Annotated in this window: 16 protein-coding genes and 1 riboswitch; of the genes, 9 read left to right on the top strand and 7 right to left on the bottom strand. The window is 43.2% G+C overall.

All coding sequences use genetic code 11. The features are described from left to right. The first annotated feature begins 9 nt into the window (after window positions 1–9). Both R7P74_RS01065 and R7P74_RS01060 read left to right on the top strand, forming a co-directional pair. The gene (locus R7P74_RS01065) at window positions 10–645 is read left to right on the top strand and encodes a LysE family translocator (protein WP_017820932.1); all 636 of its coding nucleotides are present in this window, start codon (window positions 10–12) and stop codon (window positions 643–645) included. After that, a complete protein-coding gene (locus tag R7P74_RS01060) occupies window positions 645–1211 on the top strand; it encodes a hypothetical protein (RefSeq protein ID WP_005385713.1) in 567 nt (188 codons plus the stop codon). The genes R7P74_RS01065 and R7P74_RS01060 overlap by 1 nt, the downstream gene beginning before the upstream one ends. A 118-nt stretch (window positions 1212–1329) precedes the next feature. Here R7P74_RS01060 and R7P74_RS01055 read toward each other — a convergent pair whose 3' ends face one another. Next, complete coding sequence (locus R7P74_RS01055; protein WP_005377785.1) at window positions 1330–2706, bottom strand: alanine/glycine:cation symporter family protein; 1377 nt, start codon at window positions 2704–2706, stop codon at window positions 1330–1332. A gap of 122 nt (window positions 2707–2828) precedes the next feature. Further along, a riboswitch (glycine riboswitch) is annotated at window positions 2829–2928 on the bottom strand. A 527-nt stretch (window positions 2929–3455) separates the two neighbouring features. On the opposite strand from R7P74_RS01055, the gene R7P74_RS01050 reads away from it, so the two are divergent. Together R7P74_RS01050 and R7P74_RS01045 are read left to right on the top strand one after the other, a co-directional pair. Then, on the top strand, window positions 3456–3614 hold the full coding sequence (locus R7P74_RS01050; RefSeq protein WP_005377784.1) for a hypothetical protein: 159 nt from the start codon (window positions 3456–3458) through the stop codon (window positions 3612–3614). Between the two features lie 31 nt (window positions 3615–3645). Next, a complete protein-coding gene (locus tag R7P74_RS01045; RefSeq protein ID WP_017820934.1) occupies window positions 3646–4380 on the top strand; it encodes a chromosome segregation ATPase in 735 nt (244 codons plus the stop codon). 89 nt (window positions 4381–4469) lie between these two features. On the opposite strand, the gene R7P74_RS01040 is transcribed toward R7P74_RS01045, so the two are convergent. The 6 genes from R7P74_RS01040 to proV form a co-directional block, all read right to left on the bottom strand. After that, the gene (locus R7P74_RS01040) at window positions 4470–4853 is read right to left on the bottom strand and encodes a hypothetical protein (protein ID WP_054576467.1); all 384 of its coding nucleotides are present in this window, start codon (window positions 4851–4853) and stop codon (window positions 4470–4472) included. A 99-nt stretch (window positions 4854–4952) separates the two neighbouring features. After that, entirely contained in the window at window positions 4953–5318 is a 366-nt protein-coding gene (locus R7P74_RS01035; RefSeq protein ID WP_017820936.1) for a VOC family protein, read from the bottom strand. 145 nt (window positions 5319–5463) lie between these two features. Beyond that, window positions 5464–7413, bottom strand: coding sequence for an LTA synthase family protein (locus R7P74_RS01030; protein WP_318122547.1), 1950 nt, complete (start codon window positions 7411–7413; stop codon window positions 5464–5466). Window positions 7414–7607: 194 nt separating this feature from the next. Beyond that, window positions 7608–8615 (bottom strand): glycine betaine/L-proline ABC transporter substrate-binding protein ProX, encoded by a 1008-nt coding sequence (gene proX, locus R7P74_RS01025; RefSeq protein ID WP_054865582.1) that lies wholly within the window; start codon window positions 8613–8615, stop codon window positions 7608–7610. Then, the gene (gene proW, locus R7P74_RS01020) at window positions 8608–9693 is read right to left on the bottom strand and encodes a glycine betaine/L-proline ABC transporter permease ProW (protein ID WP_005385701.1); all 1086 of its coding nucleotides are present in this window, start codon (window positions 9691–9693) and stop codon (window positions 8608–8610) included. Before proW ends, proX begins: the two co-directional genes overlap by 8 nt. A 4-nt stretch (window positions 9694–9697) precedes the next feature. Continuing rightward, entirely contained in the window at window positions 9698–10885 is a 1188-nt protein-coding gene (gene proV, locus R7P74_RS01015; RefSeq protein WP_270007313.1) for a glycine betaine/L-proline ABC transporter ATP-binding protein ProV, read from the bottom strand. 438 nt (window positions 10886–11323) lie between these two features. Between proV and R7P74_RS01010 the strand changes: the two genes are divergently transcribed. The 5 genes from R7P74_RS01010 (at window position 11324) to ectB (ending at window position 17947) form a co-directional block, all read left to right on the top strand. After that, window positions 11324–13204 (top strand): DUF294 nucleotidyltransferase-like domain-containing protein, encoded by a 1881-nt coding sequence (locus tag R7P74_RS01010; RefSeq protein ID WP_005377775.1) that lies wholly within the window; start codon window positions 11324–11326, stop codon window positions 13202–13204. Further along, window positions 13201–13950 carry a 3'-5' exonuclease gene (locus R7P74_RS01005; protein WP_318122545.1) on the top strand — a complete coding sequence of 250 codons (750 nt, stop codon included), beginning with the start codon at window positions 13201–13203 and terminating at the stop codon, window positions 13948–13950. Before R7P74_RS01010 ends, R7P74_RS01005 begins: the two co-directional genes overlap by 4 nt. A gap of 192 nt (window positions 13951–14142) precedes the next feature. After that, window positions 14143–15801 carry a BCCT family transporter gene (locus R7P74_RS01000; RefSeq protein WP_318122543.1) on the top strand — a complete coding sequence of 553 codons (1659 nt, stop codon included), beginning with the start codon at window positions 14143–14145 and terminating at the stop codon, window positions 15799–15801. A 312-nt stretch (window positions 15802–16113) separates the two neighbouring features. Then, window positions 16114–16647 carry a diaminobutyrate acetyltransferase gene (ectA, locus tag R7P74_RS00995; protein WP_005393379.1) on the top strand — a complete coding sequence of 178 codons (534 nt, stop codon included), beginning with the start codon at window positions 16114–16116 and terminating at the stop codon, window positions 16645–16647. A 34-nt stretch (window positions 16648–16681) separates the two neighbouring features. Further along, window positions 16682–17947, top strand: a complete 1266-nt coding sequence (ectB, locus tag R7P74_RS00990; protein WP_005377770.1) for a diaminobutyrate--2-oxoglutarate transaminase — start codon at window positions 16682–16684, stop codon at window positions 17945–17947. Window positions 17948–17950 lie beyond the last annotated feature (3 nt).

Genomic DNA, 17950 nt, shown 5'->3' with positions numbered 1-17950 from the left:
CACGATAATATGGATATTTTGAATTTCGAGGCATTTATTATTGCCATTACGATTTTAACGTTAACGCCAGGTTTAGATACTGCACTTGTTATCCGTAACACTAGCCGATCGGGCCTAAAAGATGGATGTACAACCAGTCTAGGGATTTGCTTTGGCTTATTCGTACATGCTTTTTTTTCTGCGGTTGGTATCTCGGCGATTCTTGCGCAATCAGCAGAGTTGTTCCAAATCGTAAAAATGATTGGCGCAGCTTATCTTATCTGGCTTGGTTTGAGCAGTTTAAAAGCGCTAATGTCGTCGAAAGATGGATTGACCGTGACCGAGCAGATTCACGAAGTGTTTAATGGTAAGCGCTCTTTTAGAGAGGGCTTTCTTTCTAACGTCTTGAACCCGAAAACGGCGGTCTTCTATTTGGCTTTCTTGCCACAGTTTGTGAATCCAGAAGGTTCACCCTTGCTTCAATCAATGATGATGGCATCTGTACACTTTGCTATTGCGATGGTTTGGCAGTGTGGTTTAGCTGGCGCGCTTAACTCGGCTAAAAATCTACTAAAGAATGCAAGCTTTATGAAGTGGATGGAAGGCGCGACGGGCGCAGTATTAGTCGCACTTGGTGTGAAGTTATTAATTGAAAAACCCGTTTAATGCGTAATATTTATCGATTGTTGATACTACTCGCTGTATTTATTGTGGGGATAGGTGCCGCTGTTGCTTGGCATACGTGGCCACAAGTACAGTTTGCGCAACGCGGCATGATCTGGTCTTGGCACTGGGGCTACTTCGAGCCTTTTGCTAATGGAATACAACAAACGCGAACTCAAGACACTAAACAGTTATTGCTCAGGCGTGTGTATTTGCATGACGCTATTGTCGTTTTTGTTTCGACAACTATGGACAATAAATTTGAGGTTGACGTTGTAAAAGAGCAAACCTGTGAACCTAAAACGACAACTTGGGCTTCGGTCTCTGTCAATCATCAACGTGTTAGGCATGTACCTATGGTGTGCGATGCGTTTGGGCAAGGCTACTTTTATCGCTACATCGGGAAACATCTGGAATCGATTGAGGTTGGTGTCGGCGACTCGTTTGTAACAGAAGCATTTTTAGACTGGCCGCTATCAGAGTTGAAAGCGGATCAATTCAAGCAAAAAAATGCGAAGTTTTTTGAAGAACGTGGAGAAAACGTTGAGCATCAATGGTTGAGAGATTAACCATTTAACCGAAGATAAATAAAGCCCGCTAAATAATAGCGGGCTATGTGTTTTTACCATTTCTAATGTGTTTTGCTCTCTGTGACTGGTAGTTTGTGACCGCAAACCTGCCGTTTCACTAAGCTTTCACTGCTTCAACTTCACCTGATTGCGATGTTGAGCTAAAGAACAGTTTGGTTTCTGCCAGTACGACGTGACGCAGTGCGATCAAACCAATTAGGTTAGGAATTGCCATCAGACCGTTTACGATATCAGCCAGTAGCCAAATCATATCGAGGTGAAGGAATGCACCAGATGCCACCAAGCCGACGAAAATCAGTTTGTATGGAAGCACAGCTTTAGTTCCGAACAGGAACACAACGCAACGCTCACCGTAGTAGTTCCAACCAAGAATGGTGGTAAAAGCGAAGAACATCAAACCGATTGAGACGAGCATAGGGCCAAATGTATCTGCATTTAAACCCACCGCAAAAGCATGAGTCGTCATCGCGGCACCTGCAAGGTCACTTTGCCATGCACCGGTCAGGATTAGAGCAAGGCCTGTCATGGTACAAATAATGATGGTATCGAAAAAGGTACCCGTCATTGAAATTAGGCCTTGTTTAACACAAGAGTCTGTCTTCGCTGCTGCTGCTGCCATAGGCGCGCTACCCAAACCAGATTCATTTGAGAACACACCGCGAGCGATACCTGATTGGATTGCCAACATGATGCTTGCACCTAGAAAACCACCAGTCGCTGCTGTTGATGTAAAGGCTGAAACCAGCACTAATTCAACGGCATTGAACAATTGGTCTGCATTCATGATGATCACGCTTAAACACGCCAACACATAAAATACAGCCATGGTAGGAACCACTTTTCCTGCAACGTTAGCAATGGATTTGATGCCACCCAAAGTTACGAAAGCAACCAAAAGAGTTAGTACAAAGGCAGATAGCTCACGGTTAACACCAAGAGATATCTCACTTGCATCCAGAATCGCGTTTACTTGTGGAAACGTACCGATACCAAAACAAGCAACACCCAAAGCAAACACTGCAAACATGATCGCGAGAGCTTTTGAGCCAACACCGTATTGCAAGTAATACATTGGGCCACCAATCATTTGGCCTTTATCATCGACTCTTCGGTACTTAACCGCCAACAAACATTCGGCGTATTTAGTCGCCATTCCGAAAAGGGCAGCGAGCCACATCCAGAATAGAGCGCCTGGTCCACCGAGTTTGATTGCTGTGGCAACACCAACAATGTTACCAGTACCAATTGTTGCTGAGAGCGCAGTACAAAGAGCTGCAAAGCTAGAAACGTCACCTTGAGTATTAGATGACTTATCTTTACTGAATACCATCGCTAGCGCTGTTGGGAGGTGTTTAAACTGGATCAAGCCAAGGCTAAAAGTGAAGTAAACCCCTGTACCTACTAGCAAAATAAGCAGCGGTGGACCCCAGACAAAATTATCGATGGTTTGTAGTAAAGATTGTAGGTTGTTCATGATTTCCCCTTAATAAAACAACTAATAAGGAGAAGAGGGAAAGGACGAGATCAACGATCTCTAAAAGAACTAAGCTATTGGTTGTAGGCGGGAAGGCCAAGCAAAATAGTTAGGTTGTAACTTTCCACTCCTCTGTCCTTTTGCCTGAGAGTTTCACCTTGCGTGAGTGCAAGACTTGCTCCTTCGGCGACCGATTTAACGGTTCTCTCCAGAGGTTCCTCCAACTACAGTCCCCGCTACCTAGGTAGCACCTGAAATAGTTAATTCTTCGGCGAGTTATGCTAATCAAATGTTAAAATTTGATTAATAACCACTCTCCTGCAGTCTTCATCGGAACAATTACTCAATTAAATGAGTAAAGGTTAGTTAATGATGCTGGTCATCATTAACGTGTGAACTCTATCATGTTTTTGGTCCATTTCAACACCCTATGTCAATTTATTTTCAATGAAATAACCTCATCAATTTTCATGAAGGTATGTTTGCCAATCTTTTTGTGCGAGTCACGGCATAAATAAAATTTATTGGGTTAGGGAATGGAACCCAAAAACACTTCAGAACGATAAATGTGTTTCGACCGTTACGACATAAGTTATTCAATTAAGGACACAAAATTGATTAAAATCGGAGCACTTATTTTAAAATCTACGCTAAGTTGACCTTATGGTACGTATAAATGGGTTACAATGAATCTTTGTGAAACAGTCTACGGACCTAGGCAGTTTTTCATGAGTGGACAAGGAGGCGGTATGACCAGATTATTAGCCATTGCGGTGTTGATTGCAGTAGCATTTGTGCTGTTTCGTTATCGAACCAATGAAAAAGTCCAAAAAGCGACCGTTATAACATTAATTGGCGCATTTCTGATTTATACAGCATCAATTATGTTTGCGGAATTGATCCGCTAGCAAAGTAAAAGAGTCCTTGGAGTAGTATACGGTGAGTTCTCAGAACAAAATGGAAGAGCAAGACGACGTAGTTGTCATTGAAGAGCGTGACAAACGTACGCATATCTATATCGCAATCGCTGCGGTGTTAGGCTTGGCATTTGGTGGCCTTGTTGGATCGGTTGTCACTGCGAACAAGTGGGAATCGACTTACCACGTATTAGAAGAAAAGTATCAAGCACTAACGCAAGATAAAACCCAGTTGGCATCTCAAGTAAAAGTGCGTGAAGAGGCGCTTGACCAAGAGATACAAAACCAAGTTAGTGAGTTACTCGCCGCGAAAGATGAAGCTCATCAGAAAGCACTTAAGAAGTTGCAAAAGCAATTGACTGAGGTCGAGAAGGTTAACTTGTCACTAGAGTCTCAATTGAAGCAGCAGGCAGATAAGATCAACACGACGAAGTCAGAAAATGAGAAGTTGAGTCGTCAAGCGGATATGCAAGCGACTATGTTTGAGCGGTCCCGCGAAGTATTCCAGAAAGAGCTAAAAATTTCGCAAGAATTAGAGTCTCTCGAGAAAGAACGGTCGAAATTATTACCTAAGATTGAGAAACTCAAGAAAGAGTGTGACGTATTTTTAGAAGGCAAATCTTGGGACGTGAAGTCGGACGCGTGTGATAAACATGACGAAGCTAATTCACGACTAAGTCAGGTCGATCAAATGATTGAAGTCTATAAAATGGACCTCAAACAAATCAAAGCAATAACGGAAGATATCGGCCTTTAAGTCTTTTGTATCCGATTTTTGAAAAGCAAAAGGAGCTCTTTAAGAGCTCCTTTTTCGTTGTTAGCTATGACTTTAAGGCTGCTCGTATATTAGATTCGTGAGGCGTCATAGCCTGAGGCGAGCAGGAGCTCTCGTTCGTGTTTAATCAGCTGAGCTCGATCTTCAATTAGTTCATTGAGTGCTTGAGATGGCTTACCTGCTAATGCTTTGAACGAATCAAAAGATTCCGCGGTGTCGATTTTATCAATCATCTGACTGATGACATTACGAGCCTCACACGGGTTACTCGTCGTTGTAAAGTATTCTACTTGCTTTGCTGCCGATTTCATCTCAGTTAATAGCTCAAGCGGGCTACTTTCTTTGGCTACTGCCATGTAGTTATCCAGCACGCGCTTTGCATAAAGCAGTTCTTTGAGGGGGATATCTCTTCCGCTCTCGATTAGGGATTCGCTAAGGATCATACTTGAGCTCATGGGCATTCCTTCTTATTACTACGCCGCTTTTAATGTTTCCTTGAGTCTAATTTATTGAAGTCACATTGGGAATGGGTAAAAAGCATTTTTAACGCATTTTTATTCATTTATGAAAACACGAATGCGATGCTTATCTGGATCGATAGCCATAAAATTTAACCCATACACTGATGTCGCTGGTGGTTGAACAAACTCAACACCTAGGTCTTTCCAGCGCTTGTAAATGCGCTCTAACGTATGCCTGTTGGGCACTGATAAAGACAGCTCGGTGCCACCACCTCTAATTCCGCTGTGGGGTGAAAGATTATCTCTTTGCTTGAGTGTCAACGTTAAGCCTTCGGTCATTGGAATAGCGGCAAAGGTTGGAGACAACTGCGTGACTTTGCGTTCGAACAGTTTCGAATAAAAAACTTGGCTTATGTGGATGTCCTCAACGTAGAGAACGAATGAATTGATAGTCAGCATGGTTTGTTCCTTAATCAATTAGAAATAGTAGGGGCAATCTAACGTAAAGGAACGACAGGAGTTGTCAGTAGAACATTCCCGAGGTGAGTGACAGAATAAGAAAAAGGAGCCGTTTAGCTCCTTTTTATCAGCGGAATCATTGGTATTAATGAGTGTGTTTGGAAGAATACCAGTTGTTTTGATACGCTTTAGATGCAAATAATGCGTTTGCTTTTGCACGCTCGATAATAGACTCGTCCACCTCTAGCGGCTTCATGGTTTGGTCTTTAAAGTCGTACGCCAGGGTCGATATCTTTTCACCAGGGGAAAGCACAACGAGATTGTCGCGCGTTAAATAACCAAAGTTTTTGTCGTATTGCATCATTGCGCGTTCATCTTCGCGAGCCAGTGGCTTCGTTAAATCACGACCAATCATCGGTGTTTTAGCATCTACCCCAATCAGAGATAACAGTGTAGGCGGCATGTCTATGTTGTTTGCTATGCGGTCATCTTTACGTGGTTGAATGCCTTTACCAAGGATCAATGCTGGAATGTGAAAGTGCTTAACCGGAACAAGGTTAGCGCCAGAAACACGCGCATCATGATCTGCAATTACAATGAAAATGGTATCATCCCAATAAGATGACTTTTTCGCCTTTTCAAAGAAAGTGCCCAAAGCGTAATCGGAATATTTTACGGCGTTGTTACGCGTCATATATTCTGAATCGTATGGCTCAATTTTGCCTTTCGGATACTCATAAGGGCTATGATTACTTGACGTAAAAACTAAGCTAAAGAAAGGTTTGTCGCTTTTTGAAAGGCGTTCAAACTCTTCGTTTGCTTTGTTATATAGATCTTCATCACTAACACCCCAAGAGCCAACAAAGCTTGGGTTGTTATAATCATCTTCTTCTACTATTTGATCAAAACCGTTACCAAAGAAGAAAGTTTTCATGTTGTCAAAGTTGGCTTCACCGCCGTAAATAAATTGCGTGTGATAGCCTTGAGCTTTCAGTAAGTCCGCGATGGTAAAGAAACCCGTTTGGCTTTTACTCAGCTTCACTACCGCGCGAGATGGAGATGGAGGAAAGCCCGTGGTTACGGCTTCAATTCCACGAACAGAACGAGTACCAGTGGCGTACATTTGTGTGAACTGCCAACCTTCCTTCATGAGTTCATCAAGGTTTGGTGTTAGAGGCAAACCACCCAAAGCACCGACAAATTGGGCGCCTAAGCTTTCTTGTAGCAAAATCACTAAGTTTTTATGTTTACCTTGGTAAGTCGCGAGGTTACTGTTCATGGTTGGGAGTAATGAAGGGGTGAAGTCGGACTTTGTTGATGAAGTGCGAACTAATTCCAACATCTTTTGAGTGTCCATTTTTCCGTAGAACTGCTCCGCGCTCTTTTCTGACTTCATGCTATTAACCGCAAACAACAATGAGTAAGATGAGTTCAGTGCTAAGTCGTTAAGCAGTGGATCGTTAGAAAAGGCGACCATAGCAGGATTTAGCGGGCGGTGCCCTAAAGATGAGCGAGCACCTGCAACCCCAAAAAGAACAACGAAAAGTGCCAATAGTGGTCGCCATTTCCAGTTGACCTGCTGCGCCTTATCGGTCAGTTTCTTACTCCACTTCCAACCTAAAGTGATGGTTAAAACTGTACCTAACGCACCAATAAACAGTTCTAATTTGTAGCCAGTCCAGAGCATACTCAAGACTTCTTTTGGGTAGATTAAGTATTCCACAAACAGGCGGTTTGGACGTAGGTCGTATTCCTGAATGAATGGCGCTGTTGCTAGCTCCATGTATACAAGCACCCAAAGCCCTAAAACCATCCATATGCGTAATATTCGCTTCCAACACTCTCCCATCTTACCGGTTAATGGCATGAAGGTTGAAAACAGTGCTGGAAGAATAAATAACCAGCAAAGCGTTGCAATATCTACGCGCAAACCTTGACCTAGGATGTAAATTAAGTCGTTTAGAGAGTCAATACGGTCAATCTGCCAAAAAGCTAGCAAAACTCTTGAGATAGACAGAAATAGAAGCGAAAACAAAGAAAAGGCAGCAATTGGCTGCAAAGGCCCCCACACAGAGCTCTTTGATAAGTTTTTCATATTTATTCGAATAGTTTAATTGTTATGTTGTGTTGTTTTTAGCAAAGCAAGCGTGAAATAAACGTGAATTATAATGTGGGTTTATGGTCGAGTAGTGTAAGTGTTGGTATGTCTATGTAAGGGGGAGGGGCGTTTGTGTAAAAAAAGAGCCAGTTGATAACACCAACTGGCTCTAGAGGTTGATAAAGGCATGATTACATTGCGGCTTTCTTCGCTTCTTCGACCCATGCGTCGAACTTTTTCTGGTTCGCTTTGATCCAACCATTTACATGAGACTCGATGTCCGCTGAGCTGTTCTTACCTTGGCTCATCATCATATTCTGAGCACTAACATCATTGATATTTAGTTTGATGATTTCAAATAGCTTCGCAGCAGCAGGGTTTTTTTCCGTAAACTCTTTATTGGCAACGATGCGCATAGAGTTCATCTCGAAGCCGTAGTTCTTACCGTTCTCTAGTGTCGTATCAATGTCCTTACGCTCACCAGGAAGTGAAGAGAATGGCACTTCTAACCACACCACATCTTTCCCTGGAACTAAAACGCCACTTACCCAGTACGGTGTCCAAGTGTAGTAAAGAATCGGATCGCCTTTTTTGTAACGTGAGATCGTATCAGCGATAATCGCCGCGTAGTTACCTTGGTTGTGTGTTACTGTGTCACGAAGTTTGAAAGCATCCAACTGATGCTCAACAACCATTTCACAACCCCAACCTGGGTTACAACCAGTTAAGTCCGCTTTGCCATCGCCGTTTGCATCGAATAGCTTCGCCAATTTTGGATCTTTTAACTGACCAATGTTCGTGATGTTATATTTTTCCGCGGTTTTCTTATCGATCAAATAACCTTGCGCAGCACCACTTACGTATTGGCCTTTACGGAAGAACTTATCATCACCGCCAGACATCGTGTACTTATCGGCGTGAAGAGGGAACCAACCAACCGCTAAGAAAGTAGCATCACCTTTAGCAATAGAGGTGTAGCCTACGTTGTAGTCCACTTCTTTGGTCGGTTTAACATCGTAACCAAGCTCTTCAAGTGCGCGGTTTACGATCAACGTTTGAAATGTTTCTTCTGCAACGGTTGATTGAACAGGCTGAACAGTGACACCTTCACCCGGTAGTTCACTTGCCACACCATAAGTTGAAAATGCGATAGTACTTAGAGCTCCAACAGAGAGCGCTTTCTTCCATGAATTATTCATTGATGTTTCTCCTAAGTTTTAGATCGTCTTGGTTCGTCTTTGTTTTCAGTTTTAATAGGTATGAAACAGGACCTGTGTGATACCAGCGAAGTTTAGTGTTGCCCGCATTAACCCCTAACACCTGGGTGATACGGTCTAACAAAATCGCAAGAATAACGATGCCTAAGCCACCAACGGCAGCAAGACCCATATCAAGTCGGCCAATACCACGAAGTACCATTTGGCCTAAGCCGCCAACAGCAATCATTGAAGCAATCACTACCATAGAAAGTGACAGCATTAAGGTTTGGTTTACACCTGCCATGATAGTTGGTAACGCCAACGGTAACTGGATGCGATAAAGCATCTGTTTTTTGTTTGCCCCGAAAGAGTGGCCAGCTTCGATAAGCTCTTCAGGTACTTGCTGAATACCCAAAATAGTCAGGCGCACAACGGGAGGCAGGGCGAAAATGATCGTTACTACTACGCCAGGAACGTTACCAATACCAAACAACATAACAATTGGCACAAGGTAAACGAACGCGGGAGTCGTTTGCATTGCATCTAATATTGGCCTAACAAATTTGGCAGCGGTTTGGCTCCTTGCCAACCATATCCCCATTGGTAGCCCTATAAGCAAACAGAAGAAAACGGCGGTTAACACCAGTGCTAGCGTTGTCATCGCTTGTGACCACGCACCAATTAGGCCGATGAAAACAAGGGATACAAGAGTAGAAAAACCAAGTTTTACATTGGAAAACTGCCACGCTAGCAAAAATAAAATGAGTACCATTATAGGCGCAGGTGTAGACACCAAAGCAGTTTCAAACGACGTTAGAATAAAGTCGATTGGAACTCGTATTGCTTGGAAAACAGGTCGACCATGTTCCACCAGCCAGTTCAAACCGGACTCTACCCAGCTATCGAGGGGTAAAACCGCATCTTGGAATGGGTTCATAATATCGAATGGCGCTTGCTCTACAGTTTCTGAGTTGAGCCAATCATTACTTGGCGTGGTCTCTGTACCTTGCGACCAAGGATCATCTTGCGCAGGAGCAGTATTTGACCAGGGATCATTGTTAGTTTGCTCTGAAGACATCGTGTTAATCCTTATCTAGTGTTTGTAGAAGACGTGATTTAGTCACGACACCAAAGTAAGTTCCTTTCTCATCTACGACAGGCACGGCATAAGGAACACCAGCAACCAGACCCAAAATGTCATTAATTGACTGATCAGGCTGAAGAGTAACTTCATCCGGTAATTGAGCACTGGCTAACGAACGGTTTTCTTTATGAGCCAAACGTAGTGAATCAAGAGATACGATGCCGGAATATCGGCTAGATTTATCGACGACAATGCCGTAATCACGGTCGTGTTCCATCAGAATCTGCATCGCAGAGCCTGGACCGTCATTTTCCGATTTCTTAAAAACAGCCGCTGGCTTCTTGCGCGCGATATCTTTTGCTGTCAAGACACTTGCGATGTTTACGCCGCGGAAAAACGCTTCGACATAATCATTTGCTGGACTGTGTAATATTTCATCAGGTGTACCAACCTGAACAACCTCACCGTTTTGCATGATGGCGATACGGTCGCCAATACGCATTGCTTCATCCAAATCATGAGAAATGAAGACAATTGTGCGTTTGTCATCGTTCTGTAGACGAATAAGCTCATCTTGCATCTCAGAACGGATCAATGGGTCTAAAGCGGAAAACGCCTCGTCCATTAATAGGATGTCTGGATCACAAGCTAACGCTCTCGCTAAACCAACGCGCTGTTTCATACCACCGGATAGTTCGTCAGGGAAAGATTCTGCATAAGGGTCTAAACCCACTCTTTCTAAGGCGGAAAGGGCACTTTTCTGACGCTCATTAACGTCGATGCCGGCAAGTTCTAAACCAAAGGCGGCATTTTCAATCACCGTCATGTGTGGCATGAGTGCGAAACTTTGAAACACCATTGAGATATTATTACGACGAACTTCTCGAAGTTCATTTTCGGAGATGTGGGCGATATCTCTTCCTTTGAGATAAACACTGCCTTTAGTCGGCTCAATGAGCCGGTTAAGAAGTCGAACAAGGGTGGATTTCCCAGAGCCAGAAAGGCCCATGATTACGAAAATTTCCCCTTCATTTATGGTGAGAGATACATCGTTTACGCCGACTGTTAAACCTGTCTGTTCAAAAATACCGTCTTTATCGACGCCTTTGTCGATAAGCGAGAAGGCTCTCTCTGGGTCTTCTCCAAACACTTTATACAGTCCCTTAACTTCCAGTATGGGATCCATGTTATCTGTCCTTTTTTGTGTGTTTATAACTGTTTAACGATTTGTACTCTAATTAATTTTAGTTCAACTTTCAATGAAAGGGGGTTGGTTAACTAGTTATGCTGTGCATAGAGAATTAGTTGAGCAAGGTCTGTTTAACTCTTGTTTTTTATATTTAAAACAATTGCTTGAGATGTGTTTTTATCCGCCATAACGTTGCCCTGACGTAGGGTTGAATTTATTTTGAATTTTTTTGTACATTTCAACTCAACTCACTTGCATAGATATAAGCCGTGATAGCTTAGAGCTCTACATATAAAAAGGTTAGAGCTCTAATTTTTGGTTAAGGCTTGGTCCTGTGAAATCGGTTAGGTACTGTTATCCTTAGATTTATTTATTGCTTGATTTCACTCAGGGTGATATTTATCGCTGTAGTTTAGGCAACGTATGGAATAAAAAATGGAAGCCGAACAGTTAGAAGTGCTCAATTTCATTAGCCAGTACCCACCTTTTGATGACCTACCTGAAGAGCAGCTTAGAAAAATTGCTCTCAATGCCGAGGTTGCATACTTTCGGCAAGGAACAAAAATCCTTAACTTCGGAGATACGATCCGCGACTTGTATATGGTGAGAAGTGGGGCGGTAGAGATTTATCGACGTAAAGGTGAACTTTACAACAGGATTGATGCTGGTGGACTGTTTGGTCAGATGGGGTTGTTGATGAACAACCGCGTACGTATGCCAGCCAAAGCGATAGAAGACACTCTCGTTTACTGCATTCCGGAAAACATCTTCAATGAACTTTGTGATGAGTTTGAAAACTTTGCGGACTACATGGAACTGGAAGATAGCGCGCGTTTGCGAAGCGCAATATCTAGCCGCTCCGAAAGCAATGACTTTACCACCGCTAAGGCACGTAAAATCTTAGCAAGAGATCCAGTAACTCTGGAGGCAACGGCTTCAATTCAGGAAGCTGCGATACTAATGGCAGAGGAAAATGTCACCTCTCTGCTCATTATTCGCCCGACAGAGGAGCTCACAGAAGAAGATGATGAACAGCTGCTTGGAATATTGACTGATCGCGATCTTTGCATTCGCGTACTAGCTCAAGGTATTGATACCAATATTCCAGTGAGTGAGGTCATGAGTTATGACGTGGTTTCATTGGATTATAACGCCTATGTGTTTGAGGCCATGTTAACCATGTTGCGTTACAACGTACATCATTTACCAATTTTAAAAGATAAAAAGCCGATAGGAATTATTGGCATGACGGACATCGTTCGTTACGAATCTCAGAACAGCCTATTGCTAGTGAGCTCTATTTTTCAGCAAACCAGTGTCGAGGATCTCAAGCAGGTTTCTGAACAAGTAAAAGACTGTTTCGTAAGAATGGTCAATGAAGATGCCAACGCGCACATGATTGGTCGAGCCATGTCGGTTATAGGCAGTAGTTTCAAACAACGCCTCGCTGAATTAGCTGAGCAAGAGTTCGGCCCAGCGCCCATTCCTTATTGTTTAGTCGCAATGGGTTCAATGGCGAGGGATGAGCAGCTAATTGTAACGGATCAAGATAACGCGCTTATTCTCGATAACAGTTATGACGTTGAGATTCACGGAGAGTACTTTGAAAAGTTTGCGAAATTTGTTTGTGATGGTTTAGCGGCATGCGGCTATGCTTATTGTACTGGAGACATTATGGCTACCAACCCAGAATGGCGAAAAACTCGTGCAGAATGGGAAGAATGCTTTGGAAACTGGATAGACAATCCAACCCCTGAGAGATTGTTAAATAGTAATATCTTTTTTGATCTCCTCGGTGTGCATGGGCGAGTGAAATGGGCGGAGCAATTAAGCAGCTTTATTGTGAGACGAGCGAAAAGAAATAACCGCTTTCTTGCTTGTATGGCGTATAACGCAATACGTAGGACGCCTCCACTGGGCTTTTTCAAAGACTTTGTGATGGAGAAAGATGGTCGTCATCGCAACTCGATTAACTTGAAGCGAAGGGGGACGGCTCCGTTGGCCGATTTAATACGGGTGCATTCTTTGGCAATCGGTTCGCGATCGCAAAACTCTTTCGACCGTTTAGATGACATTAATGATGCTGGCATTTTACCGAAAGGTCGAGGTTTGGATTTAAGGGATGCGATGGAGCTAATCTACATGGTTCGAATTCGTCACCAAGCCCTTGATATAGAAAATGGAGAAGAGCCAGACAACAACATTGAGCCGGAGAACATGTCTGAATTTGAACGTCGAAACTTAAAAGCAGCATTTCAAATTCTAAGTAACGCACAGAACTTCATTAAGTTTCGATACCAGAGAAGTAGCAAATGATGTGGTTCTCAAAAAAGGCAGAAAAAGAACATCCCTTGTTGGATACATCCCAGACGCCAGAGTGGTCAATGTTGTTCAAGCAACTCGCTAAAGAAGCGAAAGACGAGAGGCTCAAACGCTATTATTCGACACCGATGGTTAATGGGGAAACACCAATTGAACAAGTGCCATTTGTCTCGGTAGACTTTGAGACAACAGGATTGAACTCGGAAGAGGATGTCATTCTCACGATCGGACTTGTCCCGTTTACTATTGATCGTGTTCAATGTAATGGCTCTGCTCATTGGGTCGTTAACCCAAACAGAGAGTTAAACCACGACTCTGTCATTATTCACGGTATCACTGACTCTGAGGTTAAAAACGCGCCGCAGCTGTCTCAGATCTTGGGTGAAATATTGGATGCGTTGTCAGGCAAAGTGGTACTTGTTCACTACAAGAACATTGAAAGGCAGTTCTTTAATAACGCCTTGCTAAATAGCATCGGAGAGGGGATACAGTTTCCTGTTGTTGATACGTTAGATATTGAGTATGCGATACAACGCCGTGAATGCAGAGGTTTTATCAATAAGTTGAAAGGCAAGAAACCCGGTTCTGTACGATTAGGGCACGCTCGTGAAAGATATGGCCTCCCTGCTTATCAACCTCACCATGCTCTGACGGATGCGTTAGCAACAGCGGAGCTGTTTCAAGCACAACTGCAGTATCACTTTAATCGAAACATGCCAATATCTTCGGTTTGGCAATAGGCGTTATTTATGGTGAAAACAATAAAATGCAATGAGAGATAGGGGGCTTTAAGATTATGATGGCGGATTGAGTAACCGCTTATAAGAACAATGTTTTATGAACATGTGCTTGGTAGTGATGAAGACGTTTCATTACTCGAACTCCGACGAAAGTAATTTAAACTTGGTCACGTATTTTTAAGGAGATTATCCGTGAGCACCGATAATAACGGTGGCATTCAACGCCCCGATGGAAAAGTAAACGCAATAGATACTGACTATCAAATTGGTCAGGATAACGTTGCGCTAAAGGTAGGCCCATTTGGCCTTGATATTCATAACCGTGTTTTTGCAATTTCTGGCTTAGCAATCGTCATGTTTGTTGTGATAACACTATTATTCCGAGAACAGGTAGAGCCGTTTTTTGCAGACCTACGAGCGGGTTTGTTGCACAATTTAGACTGGTTTTTTCTCGCTTCAGGTAATATTTTTGTCATTGTCTGTGTCGGATTGATCTTCACACCATTAGGCCGTGTACGAATCGGTGGTACTGAAGCAACACCGGATTATTCGTATGCCGGATGGTTGGCAATGCTATTTGCTGCGGGTATGGGTATTGGTCTTGTATTCTTCGGTGTATCAGAACCGATGTCCCATTTTAGTTCTGCGATTGGTGGCGTGAGCGTTGAGAATGGTGTACGTACTGACTGGGCACCGCTAGGTGGTGCAGAGGGCGACGCAACTGCAGCTTCGGCATTAGGGATGGCTGCGACGATTTACCACTGGGCACTTCATCCGTGGTCAATATACGCGCTCTTGGCTCTTGGGCTGGCTATCTTTTCATTTAACAAAGGTTTGCCACTCACCATGCGCTCAATTTTTTACCCTTTGTTTGGTGAGCGTGTATGGGGTTGGACTGGTCATATTATCGATATTCTTGCAGTGGTAGCGACGGTTTTTGGTTTAGCAACATCGCTAGGCTACGGTGCATCTCAAGCCGCAACGGGTTTGAACTTCCTGTTTGATGTCCCAATGACCAATACCACGCAGGTTATATTGATTATTGGTATCACTGCGCTCGCTTTAATCTCTGTTGTGGCTGGACTCGATAAGGGCGTGAAAATCTTATCTGAAATCAATATGGGTCTTGCAGCGCTGCTATTGCTATTTGTTATTGTTGTTGGCCCGACGATTGCGATTTTCACTGGTTTCTTCGAGAACATCGTTTCCTATGTAGCTAATATCCCTGCCTTATCTATGCCATTTGGACGAGAGGATGTGAATTACTCTCAAGGCTGGACGGCGTTTTACTGGGCGTGGTGGATTTCTTGGTCACCATTTGTGGGTATGTTCATCGCACGTGTGTCTCGCGGTCGTTCGGTTCGTGAGTTTATTATTTGCGTTATTCTTATCCCATCTTCAGTTTGTGTGTTATGGATGACGGCTTTTGGCGGTAACGCAATTAGCCAATACGTTAATGATGGCTATGAGGCGGTGTTTAACGCAGAACTGCCTTTAAAACTTTTTGCCATGTTAGATGTTATGCCATTGGCTGAGATAACATCTTTTGTCGGCATTATCTTAGTCGTGGTGTTCTTCATTACCTCTTCTGACTCAGGATCACTGGTTATTGATACTATTGCTGCGGGCGGTAAGGTCGATGCACCAACGCCACAACGCGTGTTCTGGTGTACGTTTGAAGGTTTGGTTGCGATTGCATTGATGTTGGGTGGTGGTCTAGCTGCTGCTCAAGCAATGGCGGTGACGACTGGTTTACCATTTACTATTGTTTTGCTTGTTGCAACGGTATCTTTGATAAAAGGTTTGATGGATGAACCTCGTCCAAAGGCGGTTTCTAAGAAATCAAAATAACTAGTATCAGCAGTTAAATTATTGATAAAAGCGGTATGCGAAAGCATGCCGCTTTTTTTGGATTTCTATTTTTCTCTGAGAAATGAACAGCATGGAAATGGTCTTATTCTGGTTGTTTTTTGTACTGCGCATTTAGGTGACTATTTAATAAATTAGACCTCGAACTATTTTAACTTTTGGTTAATAGGTTTGTTTTTGTGATCCGTATCACAAAAATACCGATAAAAAGGCGGATTATTTGATTTTTAGCCGCGAGGGATGGCCATAATAAAAAGGAAATTTAATTAGACCTCAAAGGATATGTATTTTCACATGATCACATCAGCACCTTGGGTCCTTTATCCAGAGATTGGAGAAGACTCAAGTAAAAAATGGATTTTTCGTGAGCCTAAAATCTCTGATGGTGACGACATTTACAGCTTGATTGCAGACTGTCCTCCATTGGACATGAACTCATCTTATTGCAATTTCCTACAGTCTACGCATTTCAGCAAAACCAGTATTTTGGTTGAGCAAAAAGGCGAAATCGCAGGTTTCATTTCCGGTTATCAGAAACCAGACGAGCAAGACGTTTTATTTGTCTGGCAAGTTGCAGTCTCACCTCGCTTTAGAGGTCATGGTTTAGCATTCCGCATGTTGAAAGAACTTCTCACCCGAGAGGAATTAGGCGGTGTTAAATCGGTAGAAACTACCATCACGGAAGATAATAAAGCCTCTTGGGCACTGTTCAAAAAGTTAGATGCGATGAACGGCAACTCTGGCCAAGTAAGCACATTTTTGGATGAAGAAGCCCACTTTAAAGGCAAACACGATACAGAATATTTGTATCGCATTCCTCTCAAATAATCCTCAAACAATAGGAATTAAAAACGGTCTCATCATGGATATTTTCAAAAAGCAGGAATCCAACGTACGCTCATATTCAAACAATTTCCCGGTCGTTTTTCGTAAAGCGAAAGGCTGCTGGCTAGAAACAGAACAAGGTGAACGATACTTAGACTTCCTTGCTGGAGCGGGATCTCTAAATTACGGCCATAACAATCCAGTACTAAAACAAGCGTTGCTTGAGTACATTGAAATGGACGGTATTACTCACGGTTTGGATATGCACTCAGAAGCGAAAGCATCGTTTCTGGAAGCGTTGGATACTTACATCCTTAAACCAAGAAACTTGGATTACAAGGTTCAGTTTACGGGCCCAACAGGCACTAATGCTGTTGAGGCGGCATTGAAGCTGGCTAAAAAAGTAAAAGGCCGCGACAGCGTCGTTGCGTTTACTAACGGTTTCCATGGTTGTACTGCTGGCGCACTGGCTGCAACGGGTAACCAGCATCACAGACAAGGTAACGGTTCTAGCCTAAGTAACGTCACTCGTATTCCATTTGAAGGTTACGCTGGCGTAGATGGTCTCGCGCTGTTCGAAACCATGCTAAATGATAACTCTGCAGGTATGGATAAACCAGCCGCTGTACTTCTTGAAACTGTGCAGGGTGAAGGTGGTTTAAATGCTGCTTCAAACGAGTGGTTACAACGTTTGAGCAAAATCTGTAAAGCCAATGACATTCTTATGATTGTCGATGACATTCAAGCAGGTTGTGGACGTACCGGTACTTTCTTTAGTTTCGAGCCGTCTGGTATCCAACCGGATATCGTGACGCTATCGAAGTCGATCGGTGGTTACGGTTTGCCGATGGCTGTCGTATTACTTAAGCCTGAGCTTGACCAGTGGAAGCCAGGCGAGCATAACGGTACGTTCCGTGGCAATAATCACGCCTTTATTACTGCTGCAAAAGCACTAGAAATTTACTGGGCAAACGATGATTTTGAAACACACATCAAGCAGTGTTCAGACAAGGTAAGTGCTGTTATTGACCGTTGTGTTCGTCGCTTTCCACAAATGTTTGTGCAGAAAAAAGGCCGCGGCATGATGGTTGGTATTGAATGTATCAATGGTGACATGGCATCTGAAATTGCGAAAAACTGTTTCGAGAATGGAATGGTGATAGAGACAGCGGGTCCAGACGATGAAGTTGTGAAGTTCTTCTGTCCACTAACCATCAGCGAATCAGAGCTAGATCAAGGACTAAGCATCTTTGAAAATGCAGTAGAGACTATCGCTGCGAAACATTTCAAACAAGCATCTTAATAA

The sequence above is a fragment of the Vibrio sp. 2033 genome, assembly GCF_033339735.1.
The sequence above is the reverse complement of the archived record's forward strand: the minus strand, read 5'-3'. Positions and strand labels throughout refer to the sequence as shown.